Genomic DNA, 26,861 nt, shown 5'->3' with positions numbered 1-26,861 from the left:
AGTTTCTTGTCAATTCCTATTATAGCGGTTGTAATCCAAATTACAAGATAAGATTTCCATTTCCGCGAAGAATTTACTTTGCAGTCATACCGTACACCGGAAAGCCGATACGCACCTTAAACTGATCGCCGTCCACCGAGACATCGAACGTGCCGCCGCAGGCCTCGGTATAGCTTTTTGCAATGGCGAGACCCAGACCGCTGCCCTCAGTCGAGCGCGCCGCGTCACCGCGGACAAACCGTTCGGTGATCTCATCAGCGGCAAAGTCCATCTCGTAGTTGGCGGTGTTTTTGAGTTCAATAATGGCCCGACCGTTCTCCTCTGTAACAGAGAGGAACACGCGCGTGCCCTTGAGCGCATATTTCACGCAGTTGCCGATGAGATTCTCCAGCACGCGGGACAGCTTTCGTCCGTCCGCCCAAATGGGCAGCTCCCGCTCGGGAATGGCGGCTTTGACGGTCAATCCGCTCTCCTGCACGGCCTTGTCCTGCTCCGCGAGCGCCTGCCGGGCGAGCGTGCATGCATCCAGCCGTTCGCTGATGATCTGCTCTGCGCCCGACTGCACCTTGGAGATATCGAACAGGTCGCTCGTCAGATTCTTGAGCCGCAGACCCTTTTGATGGATAATGCGGGCGTAGTCGTTCGCCTCCTCCGGCGTTAAATCCATTTTGCCGAGCAGATCGGAATAGTTGAGGATGCTGGTCAGCGGCGTTTTCAGATCGTGGCTGACGTTGGTGATCAGTTCGCTTTTCATGCGTTCCGCGCGGACTTCGTTCTGCAGCGCCGCCTGCATGCCGTCACCAAGCGAGTTAATATCCTCGGCCATTTCAGCAAACACGCCCTCCGGCATGTCGGTCAGCTTGAAGCTGAGATCACCCGCACGCAGCCGGCGCAGCGCATCCACGATACGCTCAAAGCCGGTGATGCGTTTGATGAGAAAGTAACCTGCCGCGAGGAACCAGACCATGCCGAGCACGAAGGCAAAAAACGAGCCGCCCACTCCGCCGAACACCGCCGCAAGGAACGCGAGAACAATCGAATACGCCGTAAAGAGCAGCACAACGTTGCGCGTTTTGTAGTCGCGGAACAGCATGCGGCGCAGTTTTCCGAAACTTTGCCGGATGCACTTGCATACCTTAATAAAGGTTCGCCAGCACCAGAGGATGAATCGAATCGACCAGCACTGCTTGACGAAGCTGCGGTTCTTGATTACGCGCACAAGCGACAGCGTAAGTTCAAGTGCGAACGCAAACGCCGCGACGAAAAACAGGATGGACGGTACGAGCAATATCGACATGTCGTTTGTGCCGTTCAGCAATTCACCCATCAGTGCCAGATTCAGTCCGCCTGCCGTGCCGAGCACCGCCCAGAAGCACAGCACGTTCACTTCCACCGGCAGACGGTCGATAGTGACAAGGTGCACGTCCTCATCCTCCGGCTTGCGGCCGGTGACGAACAGCAGGAACACGAACAGCACCAGTGCAATGCACGTCAACACAATCGCCCGATGGAGCACGCCGGTAATCTGCGTTTTCTGCGTTTCCCACTCAGCCTTGATGGGTGCAGCCTGTGCGTCCGTGAAGCGCACCAGCAGCAGGGTGTTAGACGGGTACGGATTGAACTTATTGAACTTCCAGCCTTCCTCTGCCGCATCCTCCTCGGTGTAGTAGCCGTAACTGTCCGTTTCCTCATCGTAAACCGCAAGCGGATAGCCGTAGTACATTCCCACATTGGACTGCACATTGCCACCCGGCCGTGTGATCATGTAAAACGCAGATTTTTTTGCCGCGGCTTCGGTCAGCGTGTCATCGCCGACCGTTTTATCGCCCATTCTGCCGAAATAGTTTCCCGCAAAATCCGTATGCTGCCTGCTGAATTCCGCTGCGTCCATACCATCCTCAAACGCATTCGCCATTTCAGCACACATTATGCCGAGCTGCTGATGCATATAGGACGAGTCGGCAAAATCACCCTCAAAGCGATAGACCATTTGGTCAAGGCCATTCGCGGCAAAATCTGTTATCGTGTTCTCAACGAGAAACAGTGCACCTGCGAAGCACCCCACAATGCCTGCAAACGCGATAAGCTTTACTACCGTACTGCGTAAGATCCCCTTGATATTCATACTCACTCGCTCCTTTCGATTTTGTAGCCGACACCCCATACTACCTTAAGATAGCGCGGCTCCTTCGGGTTGATCTCTATCTTTTCGCGGATGTGCCGCACATGGACGGCAATGGCGTTGTCACTGACAATATCGTCATTCCACACCTGTCGGTAAATCTCCTCGGTGGAGAACACCCTTCCCGGGTGACGGCACAGCAGCTCAAGTATTTTGTATTCGAGCGGTGTGAGACGAACGGCTTCGCCGTCCACCGTCACGCTTTTGCTCTCGGTGTCGAGCACCAGTCCGCGGATAGCAATCTGCGTTTCCTTTATCTGCATCGCGCCCAGCTGAGTGTAGCGCCGCAGCTGGCTTTTCACGCGCGCAACCAGCTCGGACGGGTTAAACGGCTTTGTAATGTAATCATCCGCACCCGCGGTCAGTCCGAGGATTTTGTCCGCGTCCTCGCTCTTGGCCGACAGCAGGATGATCGGCAGGTTTTTACTTTCCCTTACCTTTAATAAGGTTTTGATTCCGTCCAGCTCGGGCATCATAATGTCAAGAATGATAAGGTGTACGTTCTCGGTCATTACGATGTCGAGCGCCTCCAGACCGTTGTACGCCTTGCGCACCAAATATCCGTCTGCCTGCAGGAATATCGCAATGCTTTCCACGATCTCGCGGTCATCGTCCACCACCAGAACAGTCAGCTTTTCCATTTCCCTTCCCCCTTTCGTTACTTCTATCTTACCACAGGTTTCTGTTGTTTTCCGCAGGGAATTTCTTTAGATTTTATGAAGATGAAAAAAAGTCCCTCGATCGAGGGACTTTTCTTTGCTATCTTTACGGGGTGTTGCGTGCAGTGTAAACCATCTGTGCAGCGTACTGACGCGGCAGAGGATCGTCCTGTCCAACCGCAACACCGTTCAGCAGACCGATGTTTTCCGCTTTTTCCATTACCGTGTCTTTCCATTCCCGTCCGGCGAGAAACTGTGGACTGTAACGCAGCTCAAGCAACAGCATTTTTGCCGCTTCAACCGTTGTGACTGGCTCATTCGGGCAATATTTTGTGGTCGTCCGACCGCGAACAAAATGATTAGCCTCGCAATACTCAATATACACCTTGGCCCAGCTGTCGTTGATGTCCGTGAACGCACTGTCGAACTTATTGGTATATAAACTTGCGTCGTCATGACCATTACGCAGAACGTAAATCATTTTCGCCATCTCTGCGCGGGTAACGATCTTATTCGGCTTGAACGAGCCGTCCTCGTAACCCTTGATGATGTTCAGCTCCTGCATTCTGGTGAGCACATAATCGTCCACCTTAATGTCGCTCTGGTCAGTAAACGCTGCACCGGCAAACGAAGTTGCTGCGCAGGCTGCCGCCATGCTCAGCGCGATCAGTCGCTTTCTGAGTTTCATATTAAATTCCTCCTTTTATTGCATGGACGCCGTAGTGCATCCATAAGTGGAATATAACACAGTCTACAGTATTTGTCAACCTTTACCTGAATTTGTGCAAATTCGTGTGATTTTGTGCAAAACAAAAAGACTGATGTTTTCACATCAGTCTTTTGGAGGTACCACCCAGAATCGAACTGGGGATCAGGGAGTTGCAGTCCCACGCCTTACCGCTTGGCTATGGTACCATGTGGAGCGGCTGACGAGGCTCGAACTCGCTACCTCCACCTTGGCAAGGTGGCGCTCTACCAGATGAGCTACAGCCGCATATTTAGTTTTTCGCGCTAACGCGATTTTTGTCAGTGCCGATTAGTTACCGGACGCTTCGGGTTTAACGCTCACGGGCGGAATCGCTTTTGCTGCGGCAAAAGCCACGCTGGTTGAAATATGCCACCGGCATATTTCCAAGAGCCAGCTTTCGATTCCTTACTCGAAAGGGATTATTTTTATAATGAGTGCTTGGGGCACTCATTATAAAATGGTGCCTCCGGGCGGAATCGAACCACCGACACGGGGATTTTCAGTCCCCTGCTCTACCGACTGAGCTACAGAGGCATATTTCTTCAATCGTTTCCGATTGAAGAATGGCGACCCGGATGGGACTTGAACCCACGGCCTCTAGCGTGACAGGCTAGCGCTCTAACCAACTGAGCTACCGGGCCAGGCCGTCGTCGCTGTTTCGTTTTCGTTCGTATCTCTCAGCGACGATGTTTATTATACAGAACCTGTGCCCAAATGTCAACACTTTTTTCAAAGTTTTTTTATTTTCTTTTTATTTCGTTGCGTGTGTTAAAAGTTCCTGCAACTCTGCGCGGCTGAAACGATAGATTTTATCGCAAAACTGGCAGGTTACCTCACTATTTTCCTGTTCTTCCGCCATCTTGCAAAGTTCGGTTTTTCCCATGCTGATCAGGGCGCGCTCTACTTTTTCACGGCTGCACGCACAGCGATAGCCGATTTCACTGGTCTGCAGAAAATCTACCTCAAAGCCATCGAGCACCGCGCGGATAATGTCCTCGAGGCTCATGCCCTTATCGAGCATAGCAGTCATGCTCTCCAGCTTTGCCAGATTGGCCTCCAGCTTGTCAATGTCGGAATCCTTCACGCCCGGCATAAGCTGCACGAGCCAGCCGCCGGCGCACTTGACCGAGCAGTCGGTATCCACGAGCACGCCGAGCGCGCACGCCGACGGGATCTGCTCGCTCTCCGCGAAATAGCGGGTCAGGTCCTCGGCAATCTCGCCGTTGACGAGCGCAACTGTGCCCGTGATCGGGTCCTTCATGCCAATGTCCTTAATGACCATCAGATAGCCGCGGCCGACACCGCCGCCTACATTCAGCTTGCCGTCCGCACGCAGCGGCAGATCGACAGCCGGGTCCTGCAGATAGCCGCGCACATAGCCGTCCGAATCACCGACGCAGACGATCGCGCCGAGCGGGCCGTTGCCCTTGATCTGCACGGTCACAGAGCCGTCCTCGGCCTTGAGCTGGCTGCCCATGATGGCAGTCGCGGTCAGCGTTCGTCCGAGGGCTGCGGTAGCCAGCGGCGTGGTGCTGTGGATTTCGTGTGCGCGCTCGACCAGCTCGGTCGTGCTGGCTGCACAAATCTGGATGCCCGCATCACGGGCGATCGCGCGAAGTAACGTATCGCTCATAAGTTAATCTCTCTTTCGTGCTGTAAAGTAAATGCGGTCCTCGCCGCCCTGTACGGGCGCAAAGGACTGGTCGCCATAGGTTTTGATCTCGGTAAAACCGGCCTGCTCCAGCATGGCGGTCAGCTGTGCAGGCTCGTAGATGCGCTCCTCGTGCGTTTCCTGCGCACGGTGCCACACATCGTCCTCCTGCTCGAAAATATCGAACTGGTAGGCGCACAGGCCGTCCTCGACCGCCGCCTGCCATACGCAGAATACACAGTCATCCTCGCGGACATAGCTTTCGCCGTCAATGCGGGCGAATTTCTCGGCTGTGTTGATGTCGAATACGAACAGGCCGTCCGGATTGAGGAACGTGTGTACGCGCTCAAAGGCAGTCTGCAGTGCTTCCGGCTCAGTGACGTAGTTTACGCTGTCCAGACAGCACAGGCACGCGTCTACCGCGCCGTACAGGTCCAGCTCTTCCATACGCTGATTGAGCAGCAGAGGACGCGGCTCGCAGTCCAGCGTGTTCTGCAGCGCCTGCATGAGCATTTCCGGCGATGCGTCCGCGCCGATCATATCATAGCCGCGCTGCGCCAGAATGCGCGTCAGACTGCCCGTGCCGCACGCCAGATCGAGCACCAGCGACGGCTTTACGCCCTCCCGCTCAAACAGGCGCTCGAAAAAGTCTGCCCATTCCTCGTAGCCCACGTCATCCGTGAAGCGGTCATAGTATTCCGACAGGGTTTCGTAACTATTCATGGCTCTCCTCTGCTGTTTCGTCCTCCTTGAGCCGGTCGAGCATCTTGCGGTAGCCGTCCGAGCCATACACAAGGCACTTGTTCACGCGGCTGATCGTCGCGGTGGACGCGCCGGTCTCCTGCACGATGTCACTGTAAATGCGGCCCTCATCCAGCATACGCGCCACCTGAAAGCGCTGCACCATGGCACGCAGTTCAGCGATCGTGCACAGATCTTCAAAAAAGTCGTAGCAATCCTCGACCGTCTGCAGCTTGAGAATACCGCGGAACAGAATGTCCATATCCTCGTCCTTCAACTTTCGATTCATGGTCTATCCCTCCCTACATTCGTTTTTTCGCTCTTATACCCTATATTATAGCACATCGCTTTTATAGTGTAAAGCGTAAAAATATTTGGTTTTCACGGGTGGACAGATGTCCGTGTGCGGCACTCTTTTTCGCTGCACCAGGCGATTAGGACACCTGAACCGCGCAGGCGGTTCACCCTGTCCGGGCGGCAGTTTTTTCAGCACCGGCTGACCGGGGCACACGAACTGCCGCAGGCAGGTTCGCCCCTAACGGGCGGGGAGTTTTCCGCTGAACCTTAGCGGGAGGATTCGCCGTCTGCGGACGGCGGGAGCGTTGCGGCGCCCGCCGCGGGGGCAAAAAGGAAGGACAACCTGCGGTTTTCCTTCCTCTTTGAACTCCTACCTTTCCCTTGCTTCCTAATCTGGTGCAGATTTCCTACATGTGACCGCTGCGAAAAGGGGTACGGCAGAGGATTTTTTCTTCCGTATCTTTCGCAACCGATTCGCAGTGTCAGATAACATACTGCTACACAGACCGGCAACTCTCCGCAGGCGCGACATGACAGTGTCGCGCAATTCGTTAGCGCGTTATGATAGACAGCACCTACGAGGATAAATTGTGCCAAACACCTAAATTCGCAGGTGCCTTCCGGTATAACGTGCCAAAGGGTTGCGCGGCACTGTCATGCCGCGCTTGCGTAGATGAACCCACAAGTGTAGCAGAACAGTATCCGACACTGCGAATATGTCTCGACATGGGAGCACACTGTGCTCCCCTACGGTAGAAAAACTCCTCTGCCGTTCCCCTTATTTCACAGCGGTCACATGTCGGCAATCTGCGCCAGACTCTCCCAAAAGGAAGTGGGAGTTAAGAGGGTAGAAACCTTGGTGTCTACCCTCTTGCCCCGCCGCGGGGCGCGGCGAATCCCCTCGCTGAGGTTCAGCGAAAAACTCTCCGCCCGTTAGGGACGAACACGCTGACGCAGTTCGCGCACCCCGCTCAGCCGGTGCAGAAAAAGAGCCGCCCCGTCAGGACGAACACGCCTGCGGCAGTTCGTGTCCCCCGCAGAATCGGTGCAAAGAAAAAAACGCAGAGGAAACCCTCTGCGTTTCGCATTAAATCAATTTGAGCTGCTTATCCGGCAGATCCTCATCGGTAAGCAATGCGCCGATGGACGGAATACTGCGACAGCGGTAGCGCGCGTTATCGCTGAGCGCGGCGTCCTCGGTGCGGCACGCCCGCGTAATGGTATGCTTGCCGCGCAGCACCATGGTCTGCACGCCCTGCGTGGAACGGGTTGTCTTGACATCGAGCATGCTCGCGCGGAACGTGAGCGCACGGTTGGCAGTCGAGAACATGGTGACCTCGCTCTCCTCCTCGATTGGGTGGAAGAACGCCACAGCCGGTGCCTTATCCGAGTACGCGCCGGTCAGGCGGCGTCGGTTGGTCTTGGTCTCGAAGGATTCCATCGAAAACCGGGCTGCCTTGCCGTTTTTGAACACAACGACCATACTGCCCTTGTAGTCACCCGGCAGGACGGCATAAACCGGCGTTTCGCCCTCGTCCATCTCCAGCTTGGACGCAAGGTAATCACCGAGCACAGACGCCTTGCTGTCCTCAAAATCGTACAGGTGCGCCTTGTACGCCTGCTGCATATTGGTGAAAAAGATAATTTCGTTCTTGTTGGTCGCCTCAGCCGTCCAGAACACCTCATCGCCCTCTTTGAGCTTATGGTCCTGCGACATGCGCCACGACTGCGGCGTAATCTTCTTGAAGTAGCCCTCGCGGGTGAGGAACAGCAGCACCGGATAATCCTCGATGTGATCCTCCTCGTCGAACTGCTGCACGTTGTCCGCAGTGATGATGCGCGTGCGGCGCTCGGACGGGTACTTCTTGATGATCTGCTCCAGCTCCTTGATGATGATATTGCGGATCTTCGCCTTGGATTTGACGATTTCCTCCAGCTTTTTAATCTCGTTTTCGAGTGCTTCGGTCTCCTGCGTGCGCTTCAGGATATACTCCTTGTTGATGTTGCGCAGACGGATATCCGCAATAAATTCGGCCTGGATTTTGTCGATGCCGAAGCCTTCCATCAGGTTCGGGATAACATTTGCGTCCTCTTCGGTCTCGCGGATGATTTTAATCGCCTTGTCGATATCGAGCAGGATTTTACGCAGACCGAGCAGCAGATGCAGCTTGTCCTTCTTCTTGTTGAGGTCGAAGAACACGCGGCGGCGAACGCATTCGGTGCGCCACGCCGTCCACTCATCGAGCAGCTCGGCTACGCCGAGCACGCGCGGCATGCCTGCAATCAGCACGTTGAAGTTGCAGGAGAAGCTGTCCTGCAGGGTGGTCATCTTCATCAGCTTGGCCATCAGCTTTTCCGGGTCGGTGCCGCGCTTGAGGTCGATGGCGATCTTCAGACCGGAAAGGTCGGTCTCGTCGCGCACATCGGCAATCTCGCGCACCTTGCCGTTCTTGACCAGCTCGGCGATCTTGTCGATGATGGCCTCGATGGTGGTCGTGTACGGAATCTCCGTGATCTCGATCAGGTTGTCTTTCTTGTTGTACGCCCATTTTGCACGCACCTTGAACGAGCCGCGTCCGGTGCGGTAGATGGCACGCATTTCCGCTTCATCGTAGATGAGTTCGCCGCCGGTGGTAAAATCCGGCGCAGGCAGCGTGGAAAGAATGTCGTGCTCGGGGTTTTTGATAAGCTCGATGGTCGTGCGGCAGACTTCCGCGAGGTTAAAGCCGCAGAAATTGGATGCCATGCCGACCGCAATGCCGGTATTCGCGGACACGAGAATGTTCGGGTAGGTCGTCGGCAACAGCGTCGGCTCCTTCATCTCGCCGTCATAGTTATCCACAAAATCCACCGCGTCGGTGTCGATATCGCGGAACAGCTCGGCACAGAACGCATCCAGCTTTGCCTCGGTATAACGCGGCGCGGCGTATGCCATATCGCGCGAATATACCTTGCCGAAGTTGCCCTTGCTGTCCACAAACGGCATGAGAAGCGCCTCATTGCCGCGTGTCAGGCGCACCATAGTCTCGTAGATAGCCGCATCGCCATGCGGGTTCAGCTTCATGGTCTGACCCACGATGTTCGCGGATTTGGTGCGGTTGCCGTTCAGCAGGCCCATCTTGTACATGGTGTACAGCAGCTTGCGGTGAGACGGCTTGAAGCCGTCAATCTCCGGGATCGCGCGGGACACGATAACGCTCATCGCGTACGGCATGTAGTTCTCGCGCAGCGTGTCCGTGATGCGCTGATCGACCGAAGGGTGTTCTTTATATACTTTTGGTTCGTCGGTTTTCTTTTTTGCCATTATGCTCTCCTTTGCAGGATTTTCTTTCTACGTTTTGCGCCGCCCAGATACTCGCCGAACGGCAGATAAGACAGTGTGACCGCAATCGCCAATCCGCCCGCAAGCGCAAGCGCAAACATCTGCCACAGCCGCAGATAAGTAACCTGCGGCTGCCGTGTCGTCCATTCGTTCCACAGACGCAGCACCAGCGGATGTGCCAGATACAGTCCGAAGGAATGCCGCGCGATAAACTGCAGCGGCTTCGGAATCTCCGGCAGCCTGCTGAACAGTGCCCACAGCACGGCCCATGTCAGCAGTGTGTAAACCGTTGCGTCCGGCCGCAGACCCATTTTATAGGCTGCCGCAGAATTCTCTTCCGTCATCAGCACCAGCATCGCCGAAAGCACCCATAGCGGCAGACAGACGCGCAGGCGCAGTCGGTTGCTCAGACCAGATTTCGCCAGCCATGCACCGATGTTGTAGAACAGCGGCCAGCACACGAACAGACTGATCGGCGCCACCGGAAACTGCCACTGCAGCTGACCGACGGTCAGCAGGTAAAGGACAATCTCCATACCGAAGGTCAGGCCTGCGGACAGGAGCAGCGTCACCGCCGGATGCCGCTCTACCGCACGGCAGAACAGCTCGCTGAGCAGGATCAGCTGCACCAGTATGAATATGTAATACAAGTGGACGTAACTGCCGCCTGTCAGAATGTTTTTGATCGGATGTGCATGCGGTTTGCCGAACACGGCGTCCACCGCAAGGTAAAGGACCGACCAGATCAGATATGCCGGCAGCACGCGTTTCAGCCGCCGCTTTGCCGTCTGCACCGCAGACTGACCGCTATGCTGCAGCCACGAGTACATGTGTCCGTAGCCGGACAGCATGATAAACAGCGGCACAGCAAACCGCGCTATCTGATTGCAGGATACACCGACCGGGTTCATGCGGCCTGCCGAAACGTGTATCATCACCACGGCCAGCGCCGCAACTGCCCGCAGGCCGTCCATTTGCCGAATCCTCATGTCGCTATCCCCCACTTTTGCCCTTACGAAATATCTGCCAGCTCGAGATAATCCGCGCCATTCTCGGCGATATACTCCTTGCGTCCGGCAAGGTTGTCGCCGAGCAGCAGGTCGAACATTTCGCTCGTGGCAGCCGCTTCATCCGGCGTAATGCGGATCAGGCGGCGGTTTTCGGGGTTCATGGTGGTCTCCCACATCATTTCGGGCTGGTTCTCGCCGAGACCCTTGGAGCGCTGGATAAGAATCTTTTTGCCCTCCAGCTTTTTGAGGATAGCCGCTTTTTCGCTCTCATCGAACGCAAAATAGCTCTTGTCACGGTAGGTGATCTCATACAGCGGCGACTCCGCAATATAAACGTAGCCCTGTTCGATGAGCGTTGGCACCAGACGGTACAGCATGGTCAGAATGAGCGTGCGGATCTGGAAGCCGTCCACATCGGCATCGGTGCAGATGATGATACGGTGCCAGCGCAGGCTTTCGAGGTCGAACGCAGAAAGGTCCTTTGCCGCCTTGCCGCGCACCTCGACACCGCAGCCGAGGACTTTGAGAAGGTCGGTGATGATGTCATTCTTAAAGATTTTATCGTAATCCGCCTTGAGGCAGTTGAGGATTTTGCCGCGCACCGGCATGATGGCCTGAAATTCACTGTCGCGGCCCTGTTTTACCGAACCGAGTGCGGAATCGCCCTCGACGATATACAGCTCACGGCGGGACGCATCCTTGGTGCGGCAGTCCACGAACTTCTGCACACGGTTAGCGAGGTCAATATTGCCGGACAGCTTCTTTTTGATATTCAGACGCGCCTTTTCCGCCTGTTCGCGGCTGCGCTTGTTGATCAGGATCTGCTCGGCGATCTTGTCTGCCTCGGCCTTGTTCTCGATAAAGTAGATCTCGAGTCCTTCCTTTAGGAACTCGGTCATGGCCTCCTGGATGAACTTGTTGGTGATGGCCTTCTTGGTCTGGTTCTCGTAGGAGGTCTGAGTGGAGAAGCAGTTGGTGACAAGCACGAGGCTGTCGAAAATATCCTGATAAGTGACCTTGCTCTCGCTCTTGTTGTACTTGTTGTTCTGCTTGAGATACGCATCGATGGCGGACACGAACGCCGAGCGAACGGCCTTGTCCGGTGCACCGCCGTGCTCCAGCCACGAGGAGTTGTGGTAGTACTCGATCTGCGACACCGCCGAGGAGAAGCAGAACGCGCACGACAGCTTCACCTTGTACTCGGCCTTGTCGGCGCGGTCGCGTCCGCGTCGTTCGCCCTCGAGGAACTGCACCGAGGTCAGCGGATTTTCGCCTGCCAGCTCGGTCACATAGTCCACAATGCCGTTCTGATAAAGAAATTCGGTGGTCTCGTACCTGCTTCCCACCTGATTTTTCAGCACAAACTTGATATGGCTGTTGACGACCGCCTGCCGCTTGAGCGTATCCAGATAATAATCCACAGGGATGTTGATATCCGTGAAGACCTCAAGATCGGGCTTCCAGCGGATGGTCGTGCCGGTTTTGCGCGCGTTCGTCGCCTTCTTGGTGTAGCCTTCCTTGGTGCCGGTCTTGTTTTCGCCCTTTTCAAAGTGCAGGCCGTACTCGAAGCCGTCACGGATGACGGTGACGTCCATGTACTCCGAGGAATACTGCGTCGCGCAAGTGCCCAGACCGTTAAGGCCGAGCGAAAACTCATAGTTTTCGCCGGTATCGTTCTTGTACTTGCCACCTGCGTACAGCTCGCAGAAGACCAGCTCCCAGTTGTAGCGCTGCTCGTTTTCGTTCCATTCGATCGGGATACCGCGGCCATGGTCAGCGACTTCGATCGAGCCGTCCGCATAGCGTGTGGTGATGATCTCGGTGCCGTGTCCCTCTCGTGCCTCGTCGATCGAGTTGGACAGAATCTCAAAGACCGCGTGCTCGCAGCCCTCCAGTCCGTCCGAGCCGAAGATAACGCCCGGGCGCTTGCGCACACGGTCCGCACCCTTCAGCGAGGAGATGCTTTCGTTGCCGTATGACGGCTTTGCTTTGCTCATATATACTTTAACTCCCAATTTCCGAAGTTTTACTTACTTTATTATATCTGTTCAGATATGAAATAGTCATTTATATCAATTTTACACCATATCATTGTTTATGTCAATAAAACAGAACAATTGTTCTGTTTTTGCAATCCATAGAAATGCTAAAACCAGACAAACCACTGCCTTGATCCCCCATTTTGCCCGAACGCAAAAATGCGCGCTCTCAGTTCCTGCTGAAAGCGCGTTGTATGGGGCAACACCGCGCAATTAAAGCAGCGGCTTCTTGCGCAGACTCCGGTCGCGCTGCCGCGGTGTTTTGCGGAAATTATGCGGTATTGCCCAATGGGTGTCTTGCACCTCTTGTTTTTGGACTGTCCGGGAGCCTGCGCGGTATTCCGTCCCACAGGGCCAGACAGATTTTTGAAGGATTGACTGCTCACACAGTCGGAGAAAAAGATTCCCTATGAAGTATCTATTTCAAAAGGGATGGCAAGTGGTTTTTAGCACTCAGCTTGCTGTTCCCTTGCTGTGATTACAGGATACAGGAATCCCATGTCTAAAGTATGTAGAAAGTTTGAAGAAACCGTAAACATACCGTTTCTAAATTGAAAATGACGCGACCGCAAACCCGATACGTCCATTTTTAATTCAGCAGAGCCGTCACTTCTTCCAGAGTATCCGCAAAATAGATTTTCTTCTGCCGTTCTTTGGTGGACAGCTCCATCTCGATCATGTGGTCGAGCAGTGCCTTCATATGGTCGTAATAGCCGTTGAGATTATAGAAAATGCACGGTGCATCCAGATGGTTCAGCGCCAGCTTGCTCATCACCTCGGCGATCTCCTCGAGCGTGCCCGTACCGCCCGGAAAGGCGATGAACGCGTCTCCAAGCTCGATCATTTTGGTTTTGCGATCGGTCATATCCTCGGTGACGATCAGCTCGGTCAGACCGTCCAGCTGCAGCTCCCGCTCGATAAAAAAGCGCGGCTCTACGCCGATGACCTTACCGCCTGCGGCCAGTACGCTCTCCGCGACCGCGCCCATCAGACCGACCCGTGAGCCGCCGTAGACCAGTGTATGGCCGTGCTCGCCAATCCATGCGCCAAGCTCGCGCACGGCGGTTTTAAGGGCAGGCTCGCGGCCCTCGTTTGCACCCAGATATACGGTTATATTCATAATTTTGTCCTCCATTATACAGGTGTATGCAGGGTTATCGGCGGTAATGCCGGAAATTCTGATTTGCTAATTTGCACCAGCTAATCGGGGTACATAAACTGCGTAAGCGGGTTCGTGCGCCCTTCTGAGGCGGTGCAGAAAAAAGAAAAGAGCAGACGGTTAACCATCTGCTCTCTGGAAATTCTATTTTAGCGGAACTTCTTCTTCTTTGCGCGTGCAGCCTCAGACTTCTTGCGGCGCTTTACGCTCGGGCTTTCATAATGCTCACGCTTGCGGAGCTCGGAAAGCGTACCCGCCTTGGCACACGAACGCTTGAAGCGACGCAGTGCGCTGTCAATAGACTCATTTTCCTTGATGCGGATCTCCGACACAGTTTTCCCTCCCTCCGCACGTTCCCCTCATGGGGATCGCTTAGCACAGTTTGTATACATCCGTACACAAAACCGTAAGGATATTATATCGAATTTCCGCGTCAATGTCAACTACTTTTTCCCGTAGTTTTCGATTTTTTCTTTTTGACGCGGAAATCCGGCATTCCTTCTTACTTTACGACAAGGTTTACGATCTTGCCCGGAACAACGATCTGCTTTACGATCTGCTTGCCCTCGATGACGTGCTGTACCTTTTCCTCTGCCAGTGCGGTGTCAATCGCAGTCTGCTTGTCCGCATCGACTGCCAGCTTAATAGTGCACTTCAGCTTGCCGTTTACCTGTACCGCCAGTTCTACCATGCTCTCGACGGTCTTGGCCTCGTCGTAGGTCGGCCACGGTGCTACAGAGAGCAGACCGGTCTCGCCCATCTGCTGCCACAGCTCCTCGGTGATATGCGGTGCAAACGGATTGAGCAACGCCAGGAAGGTCTTGTACTCAGCCTTGTTTACGCCCTTGTCGTAGAACTCGTTGAGCATGGTCATCAGCGCTGCAATAGCGGTGTTGGCCTTGAGGTTGTCTGCGTCCTCGCCCACCTTCTTGATGGTACGGTTCATGAGAACCTCGTGCTGCTCGGAGTAGGTGTCGCCGTCCTGCACCTTGTCAGCCAGCGCCCATACGCGCTCGAGGAAGCGGCGGCAGCCCTTGATGGACTTCGGGCTCCACGGAGCAGCCTTCTCAAAGTCACCGATGAACATCTCGTACAGACGCATGGTATCTGCGCCGTAGGTGTCAACGATCTCGTCCGGGTTGACGACGTTGCCGCGGCTCTTGGACATCTTCTCGCCGTTCTCGCCGAGGATCATGCCGTGGCTGGTGCGCTTTGCATACGGCTCCTTGGTCGGCACTACGCCGATGTCATACAGGAACTTATGCCAGAAACGGCTGTACAGCAGATGCAGCGTGGTGTGCTCCATGCCGCCGTTGTACCAGTCAACCGGAGACCAGTATTTCAGTGCTTCCGGCGAGGCAAGCGCCTTGTCGTTGTGCGGGTCCATATAGCGCAGGAAGTACCAGGAGGAACCGGCCCACTGCGGCATGGTATCGGTCTCGCGCTTTGCCGGACCGCCGCAGCACGGACAGGTGGTGTTTACCCAGTCAGTCATGTGCGCCAGCGGAGACTCGCCGTTGTCGGTCGGCTCGTAGCTGGTTACGTTCGGCAGCTCAAGCGGCAGCTGATCCTCCGGCAGAGCCACATAGCCGCACTTGTCGCACTTGACGATCGGAATCGGCTCGCCCCAGTAACGCTGACGGGAGAATACCCAGTCACGCAGCTTGTACTGCACCTTAGCATGGCCGATGCCCTTTTCGCCCAGCCACTCGATCATAGCCGGGATAGCGTCCTTAACGGTCTTGCCGTTGAGAAAATCCGAGTTGACCAGAATACCGGTCTCATCCTTTGCGGTAAAGGCTGCCTTCTGGACATCCTCGCCGCCGGAAACAACCTCGATAATCTCACAGCCGAACTTCTTTGCAAACTCCCAGTCACGGTCATCGTGCGCCGGAACAGCCATGATGGCACCGGTGCCGTAGCCCATCAGAACATAGTCGGAAACGAAAATCGGGATCTGCTTGCCGTTTACTGGATTGATTGCGGCAACGCCGTCCAGCTTAACGCCGGTCTTGTCCTTATTCAGCTCGGTGCGCTCGAAGTCGGACTTGCGGGCAGCCTCCTCGCGGTACGCGCGAATGTCCTCGATGTTGTTCAGCTTGTCTGCCCACTGCTCGATCATCGGGTGCTCCGGGGAGATTACCATATAGGTCGCGCCGAACAGGGTGTCCGGACGGGTGGTGTAAACGGTCAGCGTATCGCCCTCAGTGGTCTTGAAATCGACCTCAGCGCCGGTGGAACGGCCGATCCAGTTGCGCTGCTGAATCTTAACGCGTTCAATATAATCCACATCTTCCAGATCGTCGATCAGACGCTGTGCGTACTTGGTGATGGCGAGCATCCACTGGCTCTTGGTCTTGTGAACGACCTCGCTGCCGCAGCGCTCACAAACGCCGTTGACAACCTCCTCGTTCGCCAGAACGCACTTGCAGGAGGTACACCAGTTACGCTCATTTCCTTCTTGTAGGCCAGGCCCTTCTTGAACAGCTGCAGGAAAATCCACTGGGTCCACTTGTAGTAGCTCGGGTCAGTGGTGTTGATCTCACGCGACCAGTCGAACGACAGACCGAGGCTCTTGAGCTGGCTCTTGAAGCGGGCGATGTTCTTCTTGGTGACCTCTGCCGGATGCACATGGTTCTTGATGGCAAAGTTCTCAGTCGGCAGACCGAATGCGTCCCAGCCCATCGGATACAGCACGTTGTAACCCTGCATGCGCTTTTTGCGCGCAACGATATCCAGCGCGGTGTAGGAGCGCGGATGGCCTACATGCAGACCCTGACCGGACGGGTACGGGAACTCAACGAGTGCATAGAACTTCTCCTTGTCCGAGTCATTCTCGGCATGGAAGCACTGCTTCTCGTCCCAGATGTCCTGCCATTTCTTTTCTACTTGTTTATGATCGTACTTCAACGGATTCTCCCCCTAAAGTGAGTTTTGGATTTTGAGCGCGACAACGCGGCGGACGTCGTTCCCGGCGCCGCCGCATGTCGGTATTTTACTTGTCCTCGATGCCCAGTTCTTCAAGCGTTACCGGCGTGCCGTCCTTCCACAGGTTCTCCAGATTGTAGAACTTGCGTGCCTCCGGCATGAATACATGCAGTACAGCGCAGCCGTAGTCCAGCAGCATCCACTGTGCGGATTCATAACCCTCGGTGTGGTGCGGCATCTCATCGTGATCGTACTTCAGGTGCCACTCTACATTGTCCGCCAGTGCCTTAACCTGCGTAGTGGAGGACGCAGAGCAGATGACGAAATACTCGGTCAGCTCGGTCAGGCGCTCAACATGCAGCACCTCAATGCCCTGAGCCTTTTTCTCGATCAGCGCTTCGCAGATCGCCTTTACAGTTTCTTTTGCAGTCAAAGTATAAACTCCTTTTGTGCGGCAGAAAAGGGTTTGCCTTTCTGCCGATTATGGTATATTGCCTTTATTATGCCTCGGGATCGTACGTTCCGCCGTCGTCCCCGCCGGAGGAAGCACCGCTGTCCTCTCCGCCGCCGGTGTAATCGCCGCCGGAGTAGTCGCCGCCGCTCTCCTCACCGGAGTCGCCGCCGGAATAGTCTCCGCCGCTGTCGCCGCCCGAGTAGTCATTGTTATCCGAATAATCGCCGTCCGAGCCGCTGTTGTCGTAGGATGGCTCATCGTAGCTGTAATCCGGTTCTTCGTAATAATCTTCGCTGTAATCGTACGAGCCGGAGGTGTCACCCCATACATTATCTTCCTCGCCCGAGCTTACATAGCCGCCCGAGTAAGTAGTGGTATCCGGTCCGCCGACAATGTCCAGCTTGGAGATCGGCTCCTCGTAGGGGTTGAAATACTTGTTTACCAGTTCCAGCGTCTGGTCGTAATACGGGAAGAAGAACGAATACTGCACCGAGGTGCCCGCCGTGCTCATCTTGCCGTAGCCGGGCAGTGTAAAGAACTGAATGCTGCTGTTGTCGATCTGCATGGCCTGCATGCCCATCCACAGCAGCTCGCCGGCGCTGAAGTCGGTCTTGACGTTCTTGAACACGGCCTCTGCGATCGAGCGGATCTTGGTCACGTTCTTGAGCTGCAGCACCTGACCTGCCAGCGCCTTGAGGAACTTCTGCTGATTCTCTACACGGCCTTCATCGCCGTTGGTGTACTGTACGGTGTAATCGTTGTTGTGTCTCCAGCGCAGGAAGCCGACGGTCTGCTTGCCGTCCAGAGGCTGCTGGCCTTTTTTCAGGTCGATGTGCAGATTCTGCGACGGATCATCGTACTTCATATCGAACGGCACGTCATAATCCACGCCGCCGATCGCATCCACGATGGCTGCAATGCCGTCAAAGTTGACGATAACGTATTTATCCGGCCGGAAGCCCATCAGACGCTCGATTTCCTTGCTCGTCTGCTCGATGTTGCCGCCCTTGCCGCCGGTATCCATGCCGTAGGCGCGTTGATCTTCTTGCTCGCGCCGGTCGCCGTGTTGTTGCACATGGTGTCGCGCGGGATGTTCATGACGTTGATGGTCTTATCCTTGGTATCCATGGTTGCGACCATCAAAGCGTCTGTTCGTGTTTCGTCCTCATCAACTGCGCCGACCACGAACGTAAACACATCGTCAATACGGGTGCCCGAGTTGAGCAGGCTGCTCACATCGACCTTATCGCCGTTTTCCTTGTCCTTGATCGTCGCCTGCGGCGAACGGACGAACCACACCGCAGCAGCAGCTGCGCACGCGAACAGCACCAGCACAACCGCCATAACGATGGCAATGCGCTTGCCCTTCTGTCTGGGTGTCAGCTTTTTTTTCTCCTTCGGAGCCTTTCCCTTTTTGCCGCCCGGCTTGGGTGCCGAGATCGGCTGGTGGTTCCCTTCCGGCTTGGGCGCTGCCTGCTGTGCCGGAGTGCTGTCTCCGTTGCGGTTTTTCCTGCCGCCGCTTCCTCCGAATAGTTTCAAACGATTCCTGCCTCCATTTTACTTGTCCCGCCAGCTGACACCCTGCCGGATCATATCATTATAAGCGGCAATGGTATCACTGTGGATGAGTTTTCCGCGTGCGACCAACTCGGTCAGCGTCTGGTCATAGCAGTAGAGCAGGGCACTGTCGATATCGATCTGTGCCAGCTCACGCGCCTTGTCCACGCCGGGAAAATCACGAGTTTCTTCGATATAATCCGCCAAATACAAGATCTTGTCAAGCAGCGTCATATGGTTCTTGCCGGTGGTGTGGCAGGCGATGGCATCGCAGATATCCTCGGGCATGTGGTATTCGGCCCGCGCGATGGCTGCCGCCGTCTTTCCGTGCAGCATTTTCGGCTCGCTTTTTTCGACGGTACAGGGTATTATACCGTATTTCTCGCATAAATTCAACTGTTCTTGCGGAGAAAGATATTTTGTTATGTCATGCAGAATGCCTGCAGTACCCGCTTTTTCCGGGTCCTCGCCGTACTTTTCTGCCAGCATGATCGCCGCACGCTCCACGCCGAGAGAGTGCTCATAGCGGTAGCCCTGCAGTCTGGAAAGGATACTTTTACGCATTTCTTCATTACATAACATAACTTTTCCCGCCTTTCTCTGTATTTCTTGCCGCAAAACTGCAGCTTTGCCGACAAGGAGGAACGAGCCGCAGGCTGTTCCTAAGTCATACAAAAATACTGGTTTTGAACAAGCTGCTGTATTTATCTGTCAAACCTGTATTTTACAGGCTTAATAGCCGTACAAATGCTTTTCTTCGATGTAATCCGCGACCGATTCCGGTGTATAGCATCGCAGTGCACCGCCCTGCCGCAGCTCGGTTGAGGAAATGGTCAGGCTGTCGCCCTGCACCAGTTCTACGGTTGCACCGAGCGAGTCCTTGAGCGCCGCCGCCTTTTCACGCAGCGCGTCCCAGTCCTCGTTTTCGCGGGCGCAGACAGCAAGCGAAGCCAGCCGCGCGATCTCGTCCGGCGCACGCCAGATCCTGTCAAACGAGAGCAGCATATCCGTGCCGACGATCAGGTGCAGGTCGGTCTCACCGCGTGCATGAAGCGCGCGGAGCGTGTCCACCGTGTAGCTTGCGCCGCCGCGGTCGATCTCGATGGTGTCGAGCTGCGCCCACGGTGTCTGCTCGGTCAGCAAGCGCACCATTTCGCACCGGTCCTCTGCGGAAGCGGTGTTCTCCGGCAGCGCCTTGTGCGGCGGAATATTGGTCGGAATGAACAGCACCCGATCTAAGTTCAGCGCACGGTGCGCGAGTTCCGCCGCGTGCAGATGTCCCAGATGCGGCGGATTGAACGTGCCGCCGAGAATCCCTGTTCTCATTTTACCAGAACGATCTTGCGCTTGTCCTCATCGCTGGACTGGCGGTACAGCACAAACTTGGAGCCGATGCACTGTACAGCGTCCGCGCCGGTGGCCTCACAGAGCGCCTCGGATACCGTGCGCGGCGTCAGCATCGCACTCTCGAGCACCTTGCCCTTGACCAGTTCATGGGATTCGAGCAGCGCGTCCAGTTCGCGTTCTACCGCGTCGGTTACGCCTTCCTTGCCGATGATCAGCGTGACCGCCAGAGGGTTTGCCATTGCACGAAGCTGTGCGCGTTGTTTTGTGTTAAGCATAAATGTAAACTCCTGTAATTTCGTTATATTTTTTTCGTAGGGCGGGCTGCCCTACGGATTCGCTTATATTTTATCCTTTAAGACTTCTTTCAGCTTATTCAAAGCATTTGCCCGATGAGAGATTGTATTCTTGACCTCTGCGGGCAGTTCGCCGAAGGTACAGCCGTATTTCTCGACATAGAACAGCGGGTCATAGCCGAAGCCGCCTGCACCGTGGTTCTCGCGGAGCAGTTCTCCTTCACATTCACCGCGCACGGTGAGCGTTTCGCCGTCCGCAAGCACACACGCGATCGCGCACACGAAACGGCAGGCGCGGTTTTCCTTATCCTGCATATTTTGCAGCAGGAAGGCATTGCGGTCCTCGTCCGTACCCTCGCAGTAGCGCGCGGAGTAGATACCGGGAGCGCCGTCCAACGCATCCACGCACAGGCCGCTGTCGTCCGCGAGAGCGGGCAGACCGGTGAATGCTGCGGCGGATTTTGCCTTGATCATGGCGTTTTCCTCGAGGTTTTGCCGTTTTCCTCGGGTTCGGGCGCACCCTCCGGCAGCGGAATGATTTCGATGCCGAGGCTGCTCACGATAGCGGACAGCTCTGCCAGCTTTTTCTTGTTATGGGAAGCAAGTACAAACTGCATTACAGACTTTCCCCCATCACCTTGGCCTGCTTGCGGCACAGCGTCAGGCAGCCGCGCTTGCCGAGTCCGAGCAGCTTGCGCAGCTCGGTATCCGTGAACGGACGGCCCTCGCCGGTGCCCTGCACCTCGATGAACTCACCCTTGCTCGTCATAACCACGTTGCAGTCCACGATGGCGTGGCTGTCCTCGGCGTAGTTGAGGTCGAGTACGGCTTCGTCTTCAAAAATGCCGACCGAAACGGCTGCAACCTGTGCGGTGAGCGGCATTTTCTCGATCACGCCATCGGCCAGCAGCTTTTTGCATGCAAGCCACAGTGCAACAAATCCGCCGGTGATGGACGCGCAGCGCGTGCCGCCGTCCGCCTGAATAACATCGCAGTCAATCGTGATCTGGCGCTCACCGAGTGCTTCGCGGTCAACGACCGCACGCAGCGCACGACCGATCAGACGCTGGATCTCGCTCGAGCGACCGTCCAGCTTGAGCGACTTGATATCGCGTTTTTTGCGGGTGCTGGTCGCACGCGGGAGCATTGCGTACTCGGCGGTTACCCAGCCGAGGCCCTTGCCCTCGAGGAACGGCGGTACCTTTTCCTCGACCGACGCGGTGCAGATGACCTTGGTGTTGCCCATCTCAACCAGCACCGAGCCTTCCGCGTACATCGTATAATCAGTGGTAATCTTCACCGGACGCATTGCGCCCTTGGTTCTTCCGTCAGGTCTCTGCATTTTCGTCCTCCTCGGTCTGTTCCTCGTCGTTTTCTGCGTTTTCATGAACCGGCGGCAGGATGGCCTCCAGGAATGCCGCACGATCAAAGTCGATCAGATCGTCAATGCCCTCGCCAACGCCGACCAGCTTGACCGGAACACCCAGTCCTGCCGAAATGGCGATTACGATGCCGCCCTTTGCGGTGCCGTCCAGCTTGGTGAGAATAATGCCGGTCAGCTCGGCAGCCTTGTTGAACTCCTCAGCCTGATGAACCGCATTCTGACCGGTGGTCGCGTCCAGCACGAGCAGCGTTTCGCGCGACGCATCCGGCAGCTCGCGGGAGATAACGCGGTCGATCTTCGCCAGCTCGTTCATCAGGTTGGCCTTGTTGTGCAGACGGCCTGCCGTATCCACGATGATAATATCGCTGCCGCGTGCCTTGGCCGCCGAGATGGAGTCAAACACAACAGCTGCCGGGTCTGCGCCCTCGCCGTGGCGAACGATGTCCGCACCGGCACGTTTAGCCAGATTTCGAGCTGGTCCGCTGCCGCTGCGCGGAAGGTATCCGCCGCCGACAGCATAACCTTTTTACCCTCATTGACATAGCGGGCCGCCAGCTTGCCGATCGAGGTCGTCTTGCCGACACCGTTGACGCCGATTACCAGAATGACCGCCGGCTTGCCGTCCGTATTCAGCGGCTGGTTATCGAGCATGTTGTCGGTCAGCACCTCGCGGAGTAAATCGCGCAGCTCGTCTGCCGTGGTGGTCTTGCGCAGCTTGGCGCGCTTTTCCACCTCAGCGACGATCTTCGCCGCCGTGGATGCACCGACGTCCGACAGGATGAGTGCTTCTTCCAGCTCCTCGAGCAAATCATCGTCGATCTTGACAAATGCCGCAAACACGCTGTCCAGCGAATGGCTCACCGCATCCGAGGTTTTCTTGAAGCCCTGCTTAATTTTATCAAAAAATCCCATGCTTATCTCCTTATGTTTTTATCTTGCAAATCAGGAATCCGTATTTAGTTATTATTTCCCATAGTAGTTGATACGCCAGTTTTCCCAGTCCGTGCGGTCAATCCGCTCACCCCAGAGAACATAGCCGCGGGCGTGTCCCCAGTGCCGAAACTCAACCGGATGCCGCGCCGCATAGCCGTCTGTCGTAAGAGAGCCGTCCGGCAATCGCCTTTCCACATCCAGCCGATACGGATATTTTGCGCTTCGCATATCCATTGCCGCAATTCTCCATTTTCCATTACTTAATGGTATTTTTGAGCCGTTTTTCTGCCTCAGCCAGATTGAGCATCAGCATTTTGGAAACGCCCTGCTCCTGCATGGTCACGCCGTAGAGCATATCTGCTTCTTCCATTGTACCACGTCTGTGGGTAATTACAATAAATTGTGTCGAATCTGTCAGGCGGCGAATGTATTTTGCAAACCGCTGCACGTTTACATCATCGAGCGCGGCTTCGATCTCATCGAGCACGCAGAACGGCGTAGGCCGCAGCTTGAGAATCGCAAAGTACAGCGCAATAGCGACAAACGCCTTTTCACCGCCCGAAAGCAGCGTAATCGTTTTAACCGCCTTGCCCGGTGGAGACACGCGGATGTCGATACCGCAGTTCAGAATATCCGAGGTATCGGCAAGCTGCAGTTCGGCGTGTCCGCCGCCGAAAATCTCGCGGAAGGTATCGCGGAAGTACACATTCAGCTTGGCGAACTCGGACGCGAAAATCTCCTTCATGCTGACGGTCAGCTGGTCGATGACCTTGCGCAGATCGGTCTGCGCGGTCTCGAGGTCGTCCTTCTGCTCCCGCAGAAAGCTGTACCGCTCCTGCACGCGCTGAAATTCGTCCACCGCATCCAGATTGACGTTGCCGAGCGCCCGCATTTTCAGGCGCAGTTCCTGCACACGGCCGCGCGTTTCACCGAGGTTTTCAATCGGTTTGGCAATCTCTGCCGCCGGTGTGGGTGTCAGCTCGTAGCTTCCCACATTTTATCCAGAATCTGTGTTTCCTCGGTTTTCAGCTGTCCGGCGCGGTTTTCCAGTCGGGCGGTCTCGCGTTCGAGTTCAAGGATTTCCTCGTTGCGGCTCTGTGCCGCCTTTTCCAGACGGACCCGTTCGCCCTCGGTCTGTTCGCGCCTGCCGGTCTGCCGCGCAAGCTGTTCGCTGAGCAGCCGGGCGGTCGTGTCGCGTCCGTGCTTGGCTGCGCGGACTTGGGTGAGTTCATCGGTCAGGCGTGCGATTTCCGCCGCAAAGCCTGCAATCGTCTGCTCCGCACCGGACACGCCCGCGTCGAGGTCGGCCTTGAGCCGCTCAAGTTCCGCGAGTGCGCGTGCTTCGCTGTCCTGCGCCGTGCGCGTCTCCGCGAGCGCGGTCTGCGCGGCTGTGATGCGCGAAGCCGTCTGCGCCAGCTGTTCCGCGGCGGCGTTCACTGCCGTACGGTGCTCGGTGCAGACCTGCTCGGCAGCTGCAAGCGCCTGCTCTGCGGCAGACCGGCGCTCCGTGCAGGCGGCAAGTGTCTGTTCATACTTCTGCTGCGTTGCTGTGAAGTTAGTTTGTTCAGAAATCAGGCTGTCATACCGTTTCTGCAGGCTTTCCAGCAGGAATTTATGCTGTTTTACCGAAGCAGCAAGTCCGGCTCTCTCCTGCTCCGCGTGCCGGCGGTCGGTTTCGATGGCCTGCGCCTGCGCGGCAAGCGATTCCAGTTCCTGTCCTGCAGCCTGCTCGGTCTGTGCCAGCGTTTTTCGCTCCTGCTCGAGTGCGCGCACGCGCTCCTCGGCGGCGTGCAGGCGTTCCGCCCGCGCCAGTGCGCCGGTGCCGCGGGAGGCCGAGCCGCCTGTCATGGCACCGCCTGCCTGCAGGATTTGTCCGTCTAAGGTGACAATGCGAAACCGGTGTCCGTACGCCTTGGCCAGTGCTAGCGCGGTGTCCATATTCTCCGAAATGACCGTGCGCGCCAGCAGATTGCACACAATATTCTTATATTTTTCATTAAATCTGACGAGAGCATCCGCGGTGCCGAAGCAGCCGTTCTGCCGTTCCAGGCCGGTCTCCCGCAGGCTGTTTGCCCGAATGGTATCCAGCGGCAGGAAGGTCGCGCGGCCGCCGTCCGTGCGCTTGAGGTACGAAATGCACTGCTTGCCCACGCTCGTGCTGTCCACCACGATGGAGGACGCTGACGCACCGAGTGCAGTGTCGATTGCCGTCACGAACCGCTTTTCGGTCGTGATGAGCGCGGAAACCGGGCCGTGCACGCCGTTCATCGCACCCTTTTCAGCCTGCCGCATAACGGCTTTCACCGATCGTGAGAAGCCCTCGTACTCATGCTGCATGTCGGTCAGCATTTTCACGCGGCTCTGCATTTCGCTCAGCGAGGACTGCGCTGCTCGCAGGTCGTTCTGCGCCTGCTCGGCCTTTCGGCGGCAGGTCTCCGCCTGAGCGGCGGCCGTCTGCGCCTGCTTTGCCGTTTCGGCAAGCGTTTGCTCGCACGCGGTCAGTTCCCGCTCGAGATTGTCCTGTGCCTGCTTTTCGGTATCCAGCTGCTGTGCCGCTGCTGCGATTTCGGAATCCAGCGTCATTTGCGGTCGTTCATGCCCGCCAGACCGCTCTCGGCGGCTGTTCGGTCGAGTTCGAGCTCATGCAGCGTGCGCTCCTGCCCGCGCTGCGCCTGCTCGGCCTGCCGAAGTGCCTGCTCGGCCTGTGTGCGCTGCTGCTCCTGCTCGGCAGACTGTTTTCGGAGTGCATCCAGTTCAGCCGACTGTGCCTTCTCCTGCTCATTCAGCACAGAAATACGCTCGCGCCGTTCGGCAAGCTGTGCATCCATGCTCTGCACCTGCTCGGCGCGGTGCGCGCTCTCCTGCCGTGTGCGCTCGATATTCTCCTCGCAGTTGCGGATGTTCGCCTGAATAACTGCCTCACGGCTGATCTGCTCGGCGGCAAACTGCTCGGCTTCGCGCAGCTCGTTCCGCAGACGCTCAGTTTCCCGGTCAATCTCGCGCAGTGACTCGGCCAGCTGCTCGGACTGCGCATACAGCGTTTCCTGCTGCTGTTTTGCATCCGCAAGCTGCTTTTCGCAGGTTGTCCGGTCTTTATTCAGCTTGGCAGTGTCATTCTTGAGCTGCTCAAGCGACAGCAGCCACAGCGAGACCTCAAGCACGCGCAGCTCATCCCGCAGATGCAGAAACCTTTTCGCCTTGCCAGCCTGCTGCTCGAGCGGCCCGAGCCGGTTTTCCAGCTCGCCGTACAGGTCGCGGATACGCACCAGATTTTCCTCGGTGGCTGACAATCTGCGCTCGGCTTCCTCCTTACGGTAGCGGAACTTGGTGATGCCTGCGGCTTCCTCAAAGATTTCACGCCGATCCTCGCTCTTGAAGGACAGGATCTCGTCAATGCGGCCCTGTCCGATGCTGGAATAGCCGTCGCGGCCCAGACCGGTATCCATAAACAGCTCGTGCACGTCCTTGAGGCGGCAGTGCTTTTTGTTGAGGAAATACTCGCTCTCGCCCGAGCGGTAGTACCGGCGCGTGACCATAATTTCGGTAAATTCCGAGCGGAACACATGCGCCGAATTGTCCAGAATGAGCGAAACCTCGGCAAAGCCGACCGGACCGCGCCTGGCTGTGCCACCGAAGATCACGTCCTCCATCTTCGCGCCGCGCAGAGACCGCGAGGACTGCTCCCCCAGAACCCACCGGATGGCATCCGAAATATTCGATTTTCCCGAGCCGTTCGGACCGACGATCGCCGTAATACCGCCGAGAAATTTGATCTCGGTGCGATCCGGGAACGACTTGAAGCCCTGTAAAATCAGGCTTTTGAGAACCATATGCCACCTCTTTATTATAGATAGTTTTATTTTACCACTGCGGCAGTATCTTTTCAACGACTAACTGCGTCACACAGAAAAAAGAGGTCGATTTCTCGACCTCTTTGCAGTCTGTCGAAAAAGCTGCATTTCGACTCTTTTGCTTCGTGCGGCAGCACGCATAAAATAGAATTTGCGGAGCAAATTCATAAATTCCGAGAGCATGTATCTCGGAATTTATACAAGGGAAGAAAAAATGTGCCTGCAAGGCGCGTTTTTTCTTCGGAATTCGATCGAAAGCGTGGTTTCGATCGAGAGGCTGCTCGGAAAACGTTAGTTTTTCGACAG

Annotated in this window: 25 protein-coding genes, 4 tRNA genes and 2 pseudogenes; all 31 read right to left on the bottom strand. The window is 56.1% G+C overall.

Features of this window, described 5'->3' with window-relative positions; translation table 11 throughout:
• Window positions 1-73: 73 nt before the first annotated feature.
• Window positions 74-2,125, bottom strand: a complete 2,052-nt coding sequence (locus DXB00_RS13100) for a HAMP domain-containing sensor histidine kinase (protein WP_158578351.1) — start codon at window positions 2,123-2,125, stop codon at window positions 74-76.
• Window positions 2,126-2,127: 2 nt separating this feature from the next.
• On the bottom strand, window positions 2,128-2,814 hold the full coding sequence (locus tag DXB00_RS13095) for a response regulator transcription factor (RefSeq protein ID WP_165815475.1): 687 nt from the start codon (window positions 2,812-2,814) through the stop codon (window positions 2,128-2,130).
• A 133-nt stretch (window positions 2,815-2,947) separates the two neighbouring features.
• Window positions 2,948-3,529 (bottom strand): S-layer homology domain-containing protein, encoded by a 582-nt coding sequence (locus tag DXB00_RS13090; protein ID WP_117491049.1) that lies wholly within the window; start codon window positions 3,527-3,529, stop codon window positions 2,948-2,950.
• Window positions 3,530-3,682: 153 nt separating this feature from the next.
• Window positions 3,683-3,756 (bottom strand) — tRNA-Cys (locus DXB00_RS13085).
• Between the two features lie 3 nt (window positions 3,757-3,759).
• A tRNA-Gly gene (locus tag DXB00_RS13080) sits at window positions 3,760-3,835 on the bottom strand.
• Window positions 3,836-4,047: 212 nt separating this feature from the next.
• Window positions 4,048-4,123 (bottom strand) — tRNA-Phe (locus DXB00_RS13075).
• Window positions 4,124-4,153: 30 nt separating this feature from the next.
• Window positions 4,154-4,230: transfer RNA gene (locus tag DXB00_RS13070), tRNA-Asp, on the bottom strand.
• A 110-nt stretch (window positions 4,231-4,340) separates the two neighbouring features.
• Complete coding sequence (hslO, locus tag DXB00_RS13065) at window positions 4,341-5,222, bottom strand: Hsp33 family molecular chaperone HslO (protein WP_118729910.1); 882 nt, start codon at window positions 5,220-5,222, stop codon at window positions 4,341-4,343.
• Window positions 5,223-5,225: 3 nt separating this feature from the next.
• Entirely contained in the window at window positions 5,226-5,963 is a 738-nt protein-coding gene (locus DXB00_RS13060) for a class I SAM-dependent DNA methyltransferase (protein ID WP_118480394.1), read from the bottom strand.
• The gene (locus DXB00_RS13055; RefSeq protein WP_110436460.1) at window positions 5,956-6,270 is read right to left on the bottom strand and encodes a YerC/YecD family TrpR-related protein; all 315 of its coding nucleotides are present in this window, start codon (window positions 6,268-6,270) and stop codon (window positions 5,956-5,958) included. The genes DXB00_RS13060 and DXB00_RS13055 overlap by 8 nt, the downstream gene beginning before the upstream one ends.
• A 1,095-nt stretch (window positions 6,271-7,365) precedes the next feature.
• Window positions 7,366-9,582: a DNA gyrase/topoisomerase IV subunit A gene (locus tag DXB00_RS13050; protein WP_118729911.1), complete on the bottom strand. Its 2,217-nt coding sequence runs from the start codon at window positions 9,580-9,582 to the stop codon at window positions 7,366-7,368.
• Entirely contained in the window at window positions 9,582-10,589 is a 1,008-nt protein-coding gene (locus tag DXB00_RS13045) for an acyltransferase (protein WP_119215028.1), read from the bottom strand. Before DXB00_RS13045 ends, DXB00_RS13050 begins: the two co-directional genes overlap by 1 nt.
• 23 nt (window positions 10,590-10,612) lie before the next feature.
• Window positions 10,613-12,607 carry a DNA gyrase/topoisomerase IV subunit B gene (locus DXB00_RS13040; RefSeq protein WP_117492738.1) on the bottom strand — a complete coding sequence of 665 codons (1,995 nt, stop codon included), beginning with the start codon at window positions 12,605-12,607 and terminating at the stop codon, window positions 10,613-10,615.
• Between the two features lie 631 nt (window positions 12,608-13,238).
• On the bottom strand, window positions 13,239-13,769 hold the full coding sequence (locus DXB00_RS13035) for a TIGR00730 family Rossman fold protein (RefSeq protein ID WP_119215027.1): 531 nt from the start codon (window positions 13,767-13,769) through the stop codon (window positions 13,239-13,241).
• A 188-nt stretch (window positions 13,770-13,957) separates the two neighbouring features.
• Window positions 13,958-14,140 (bottom strand): 30S ribosomal protein S21, encoded by a 183-nt coding sequence (gene rpsU, locus DXB00_RS13030; RefSeq protein ID WP_031472056.1) that lies wholly within the window; start codon window positions 14,138-14,140, stop codon window positions 13,958-13,960.
• A gap of 170 nt (window positions 14,141-14,310) precedes the next feature.
• Window positions 14,311-16,718: pseudogene (gene leuS / locus DXB00_RS13025) on the bottom strand (leucine--tRNA ligase).
• Window positions 16,719-16,803: 85 nt separating this feature from the next.
• Window positions 16,804-17,169 (bottom strand): ribosome silencing factor, encoded by a 366-nt coding sequence (rsfS, locus tag DXB00_RS13020; RefSeq protein ID WP_110436454.1) that lies wholly within the window; start codon window positions 17,167-17,169, stop codon window positions 16,804-16,806.
• 67 nt (window positions 17,170-17,236) lie between these two features.
• Window positions 17,237-18,214 carry an LCP family protein gene (locus tag DXB00_RS13015; protein WP_119215026.1) on the bottom strand — a complete coding sequence of 326 codons (978 nt, stop codon included), beginning with the start codon at window positions 18,212-18,214 and terminating at the stop codon, window positions 17,237-17,239.
• Window positions 18,154-18,729, bottom strand: coding sequence for an LCP family glycopolymer transferase (locus DXB00_RS17780; protein ID WP_119189989.1), 576 nt, complete (start codon window positions 18,727-18,729; stop codon window positions 18,154-18,156). Before DXB00_RS17780 ends, DXB00_RS13015 begins: the two co-directional genes overlap by 61 nt.
• A gap of 18 nt (window positions 18,730-18,747) precedes the next feature.
• The gene (gene yqeK, locus DXB00_RS13005; RefSeq protein WP_118360399.1) at window positions 18,748-19,329 is read right to left on the bottom strand and encodes a bis(5'-nucleosyl)-tetraphosphatase (symmetrical) YqeK; all 582 of its coding nucleotides are present in this window, start codon (window positions 19,327-19,329) and stop codon (window positions 18,748-18,750) included.
• A 150-nt stretch (window positions 19,330-19,479) separates the two neighbouring features.
• On the bottom strand, window positions 19,480-20,073 hold the full coding sequence (gene nadD / locus DXB00_RS13000) for a nicotinate (nicotinamide) nucleotide adenylyltransferase (protein WP_118480381.1): 594 nt from the start codon (window positions 20,071-20,073) through the stop codon (window positions 19,480-19,482).
• A complete protein-coding gene (locus tag DXB00_RS12995) occupies window positions 20,070-20,369 on the bottom strand; it encodes a YhbY family RNA-binding protein (protein WP_110436450.1) in 300 nt (99 codons plus the stop codon). The genes nadD and DXB00_RS12995 overlap by 4 nt, the downstream gene beginning before the upstream one ends.
• A 63-nt stretch (window positions 20,370-20,432) precedes the next feature.
• On the bottom strand, window positions 20,433-20,861 hold the full coding sequence (gene rdgB, locus DXB00_RS12990) for an RdgB/HAM1 family non-canonical purine NTP pyrophosphatase (protein WP_243107228.1): 429 nt from the start codon (window positions 20,859-20,861) through the stop codon (window positions 20,433-20,435).
• A complete protein-coding gene (locus DXB00_RS17400; RefSeq protein ID WP_243107227.1) occupies window positions 20,858-21,004 on the bottom strand; it encodes a non-canonical purine NTP pyrophosphatase in 147 nt (48 codons plus the stop codon). The genes rdgB and DXB00_RS17400 overlap by 4 nt, the downstream gene beginning before the upstream one ends.
• Window positions 21,004-21,729, bottom strand: a complete 726-nt coding sequence (rph, locus tag DXB00_RS12985) for a ribonuclease PH (protein ID WP_118480377.1) — start codon at window positions 21,727-21,729, stop codon at window positions 21,004-21,006. Before rph ends, DXB00_RS17400 begins: the two co-directional genes overlap by 1 nt.
• A pseudogene (gene ftsY, locus DXB00_RS12980) lies at window positions 21,716-22,683 on the bottom strand (signal recognition particle-docking protein FtsY). Before ftsY ends, rph begins: the two are co-directional and overlap by 14 nt.
• A gap of 51 nt (window positions 22,684-22,734) precedes the next feature.
• Window positions 22,735-22,938: a hypothetical protein gene (locus tag DXB00_RS12975; protein WP_117492604.1), complete on the bottom strand. Its 204-nt coding sequence runs from the start codon at window positions 22,936-22,938 to the stop codon at window positions 22,735-22,737.
• Window positions 22,939-22,960: 22 nt separating this feature from the next.
• Window positions 22,961-23,698, bottom strand: a complete 738-nt coding sequence (locus tag DXB00_RS12970) for an AAA family ATPase (RefSeq protein ID WP_117555240.1) — start codon at window positions 23,696-23,698, stop codon at window positions 22,961-22,963.
• Window positions 23,680-25,287 carry a hypothetical protein gene (locus DXB00_RS12965; RefSeq protein ID WP_119215025.1) on the bottom strand — a complete coding sequence of 536 codons (1,608 nt, stop codon included), beginning with the start codon at window positions 25,285-25,287 and terminating at the stop codon, window positions 23,680-23,682. Before DXB00_RS12965 ends, DXB00_RS12970 begins: the two co-directional genes overlap by 19 nt.
• Window positions 25,284-26,534, bottom strand: coding sequence for a chromosome segregation SMC family protein (locus tag DXB00_RS12960; RefSeq protein WP_119215024.1), 1,251 nt, complete (start codon window positions 26,532-26,534; stop codon window positions 25,284-25,286). Before DXB00_RS12960 ends, DXB00_RS12965 begins: the two co-directional genes overlap by 4 nt.
• 31 nt (window positions 26,535-26,565) lie before the next feature.
• Window positions 26,566-26,861, bottom strand: a 296-nt coding sequence (locus DXB00_RS16790; protein WP_207665894.1) for a hypothetical protein, incomplete at its 5' end; no start/stop codon positions are given.

The sequence above is a fragment of the Butyricicoccus sp. OF10-2 genome (assembly GCF_003481925.1).
GTDB classification, from domain to species: domain Bacteria; phylum Bacillota; class Clostridia; order Oscillospirales; family Butyricicoccaceae; genus Agathobaculum; species Agathobaculum butyriciproducens.
This window is presented reverse-complemented; position numbering and strand designations above follow the sequence as displayed.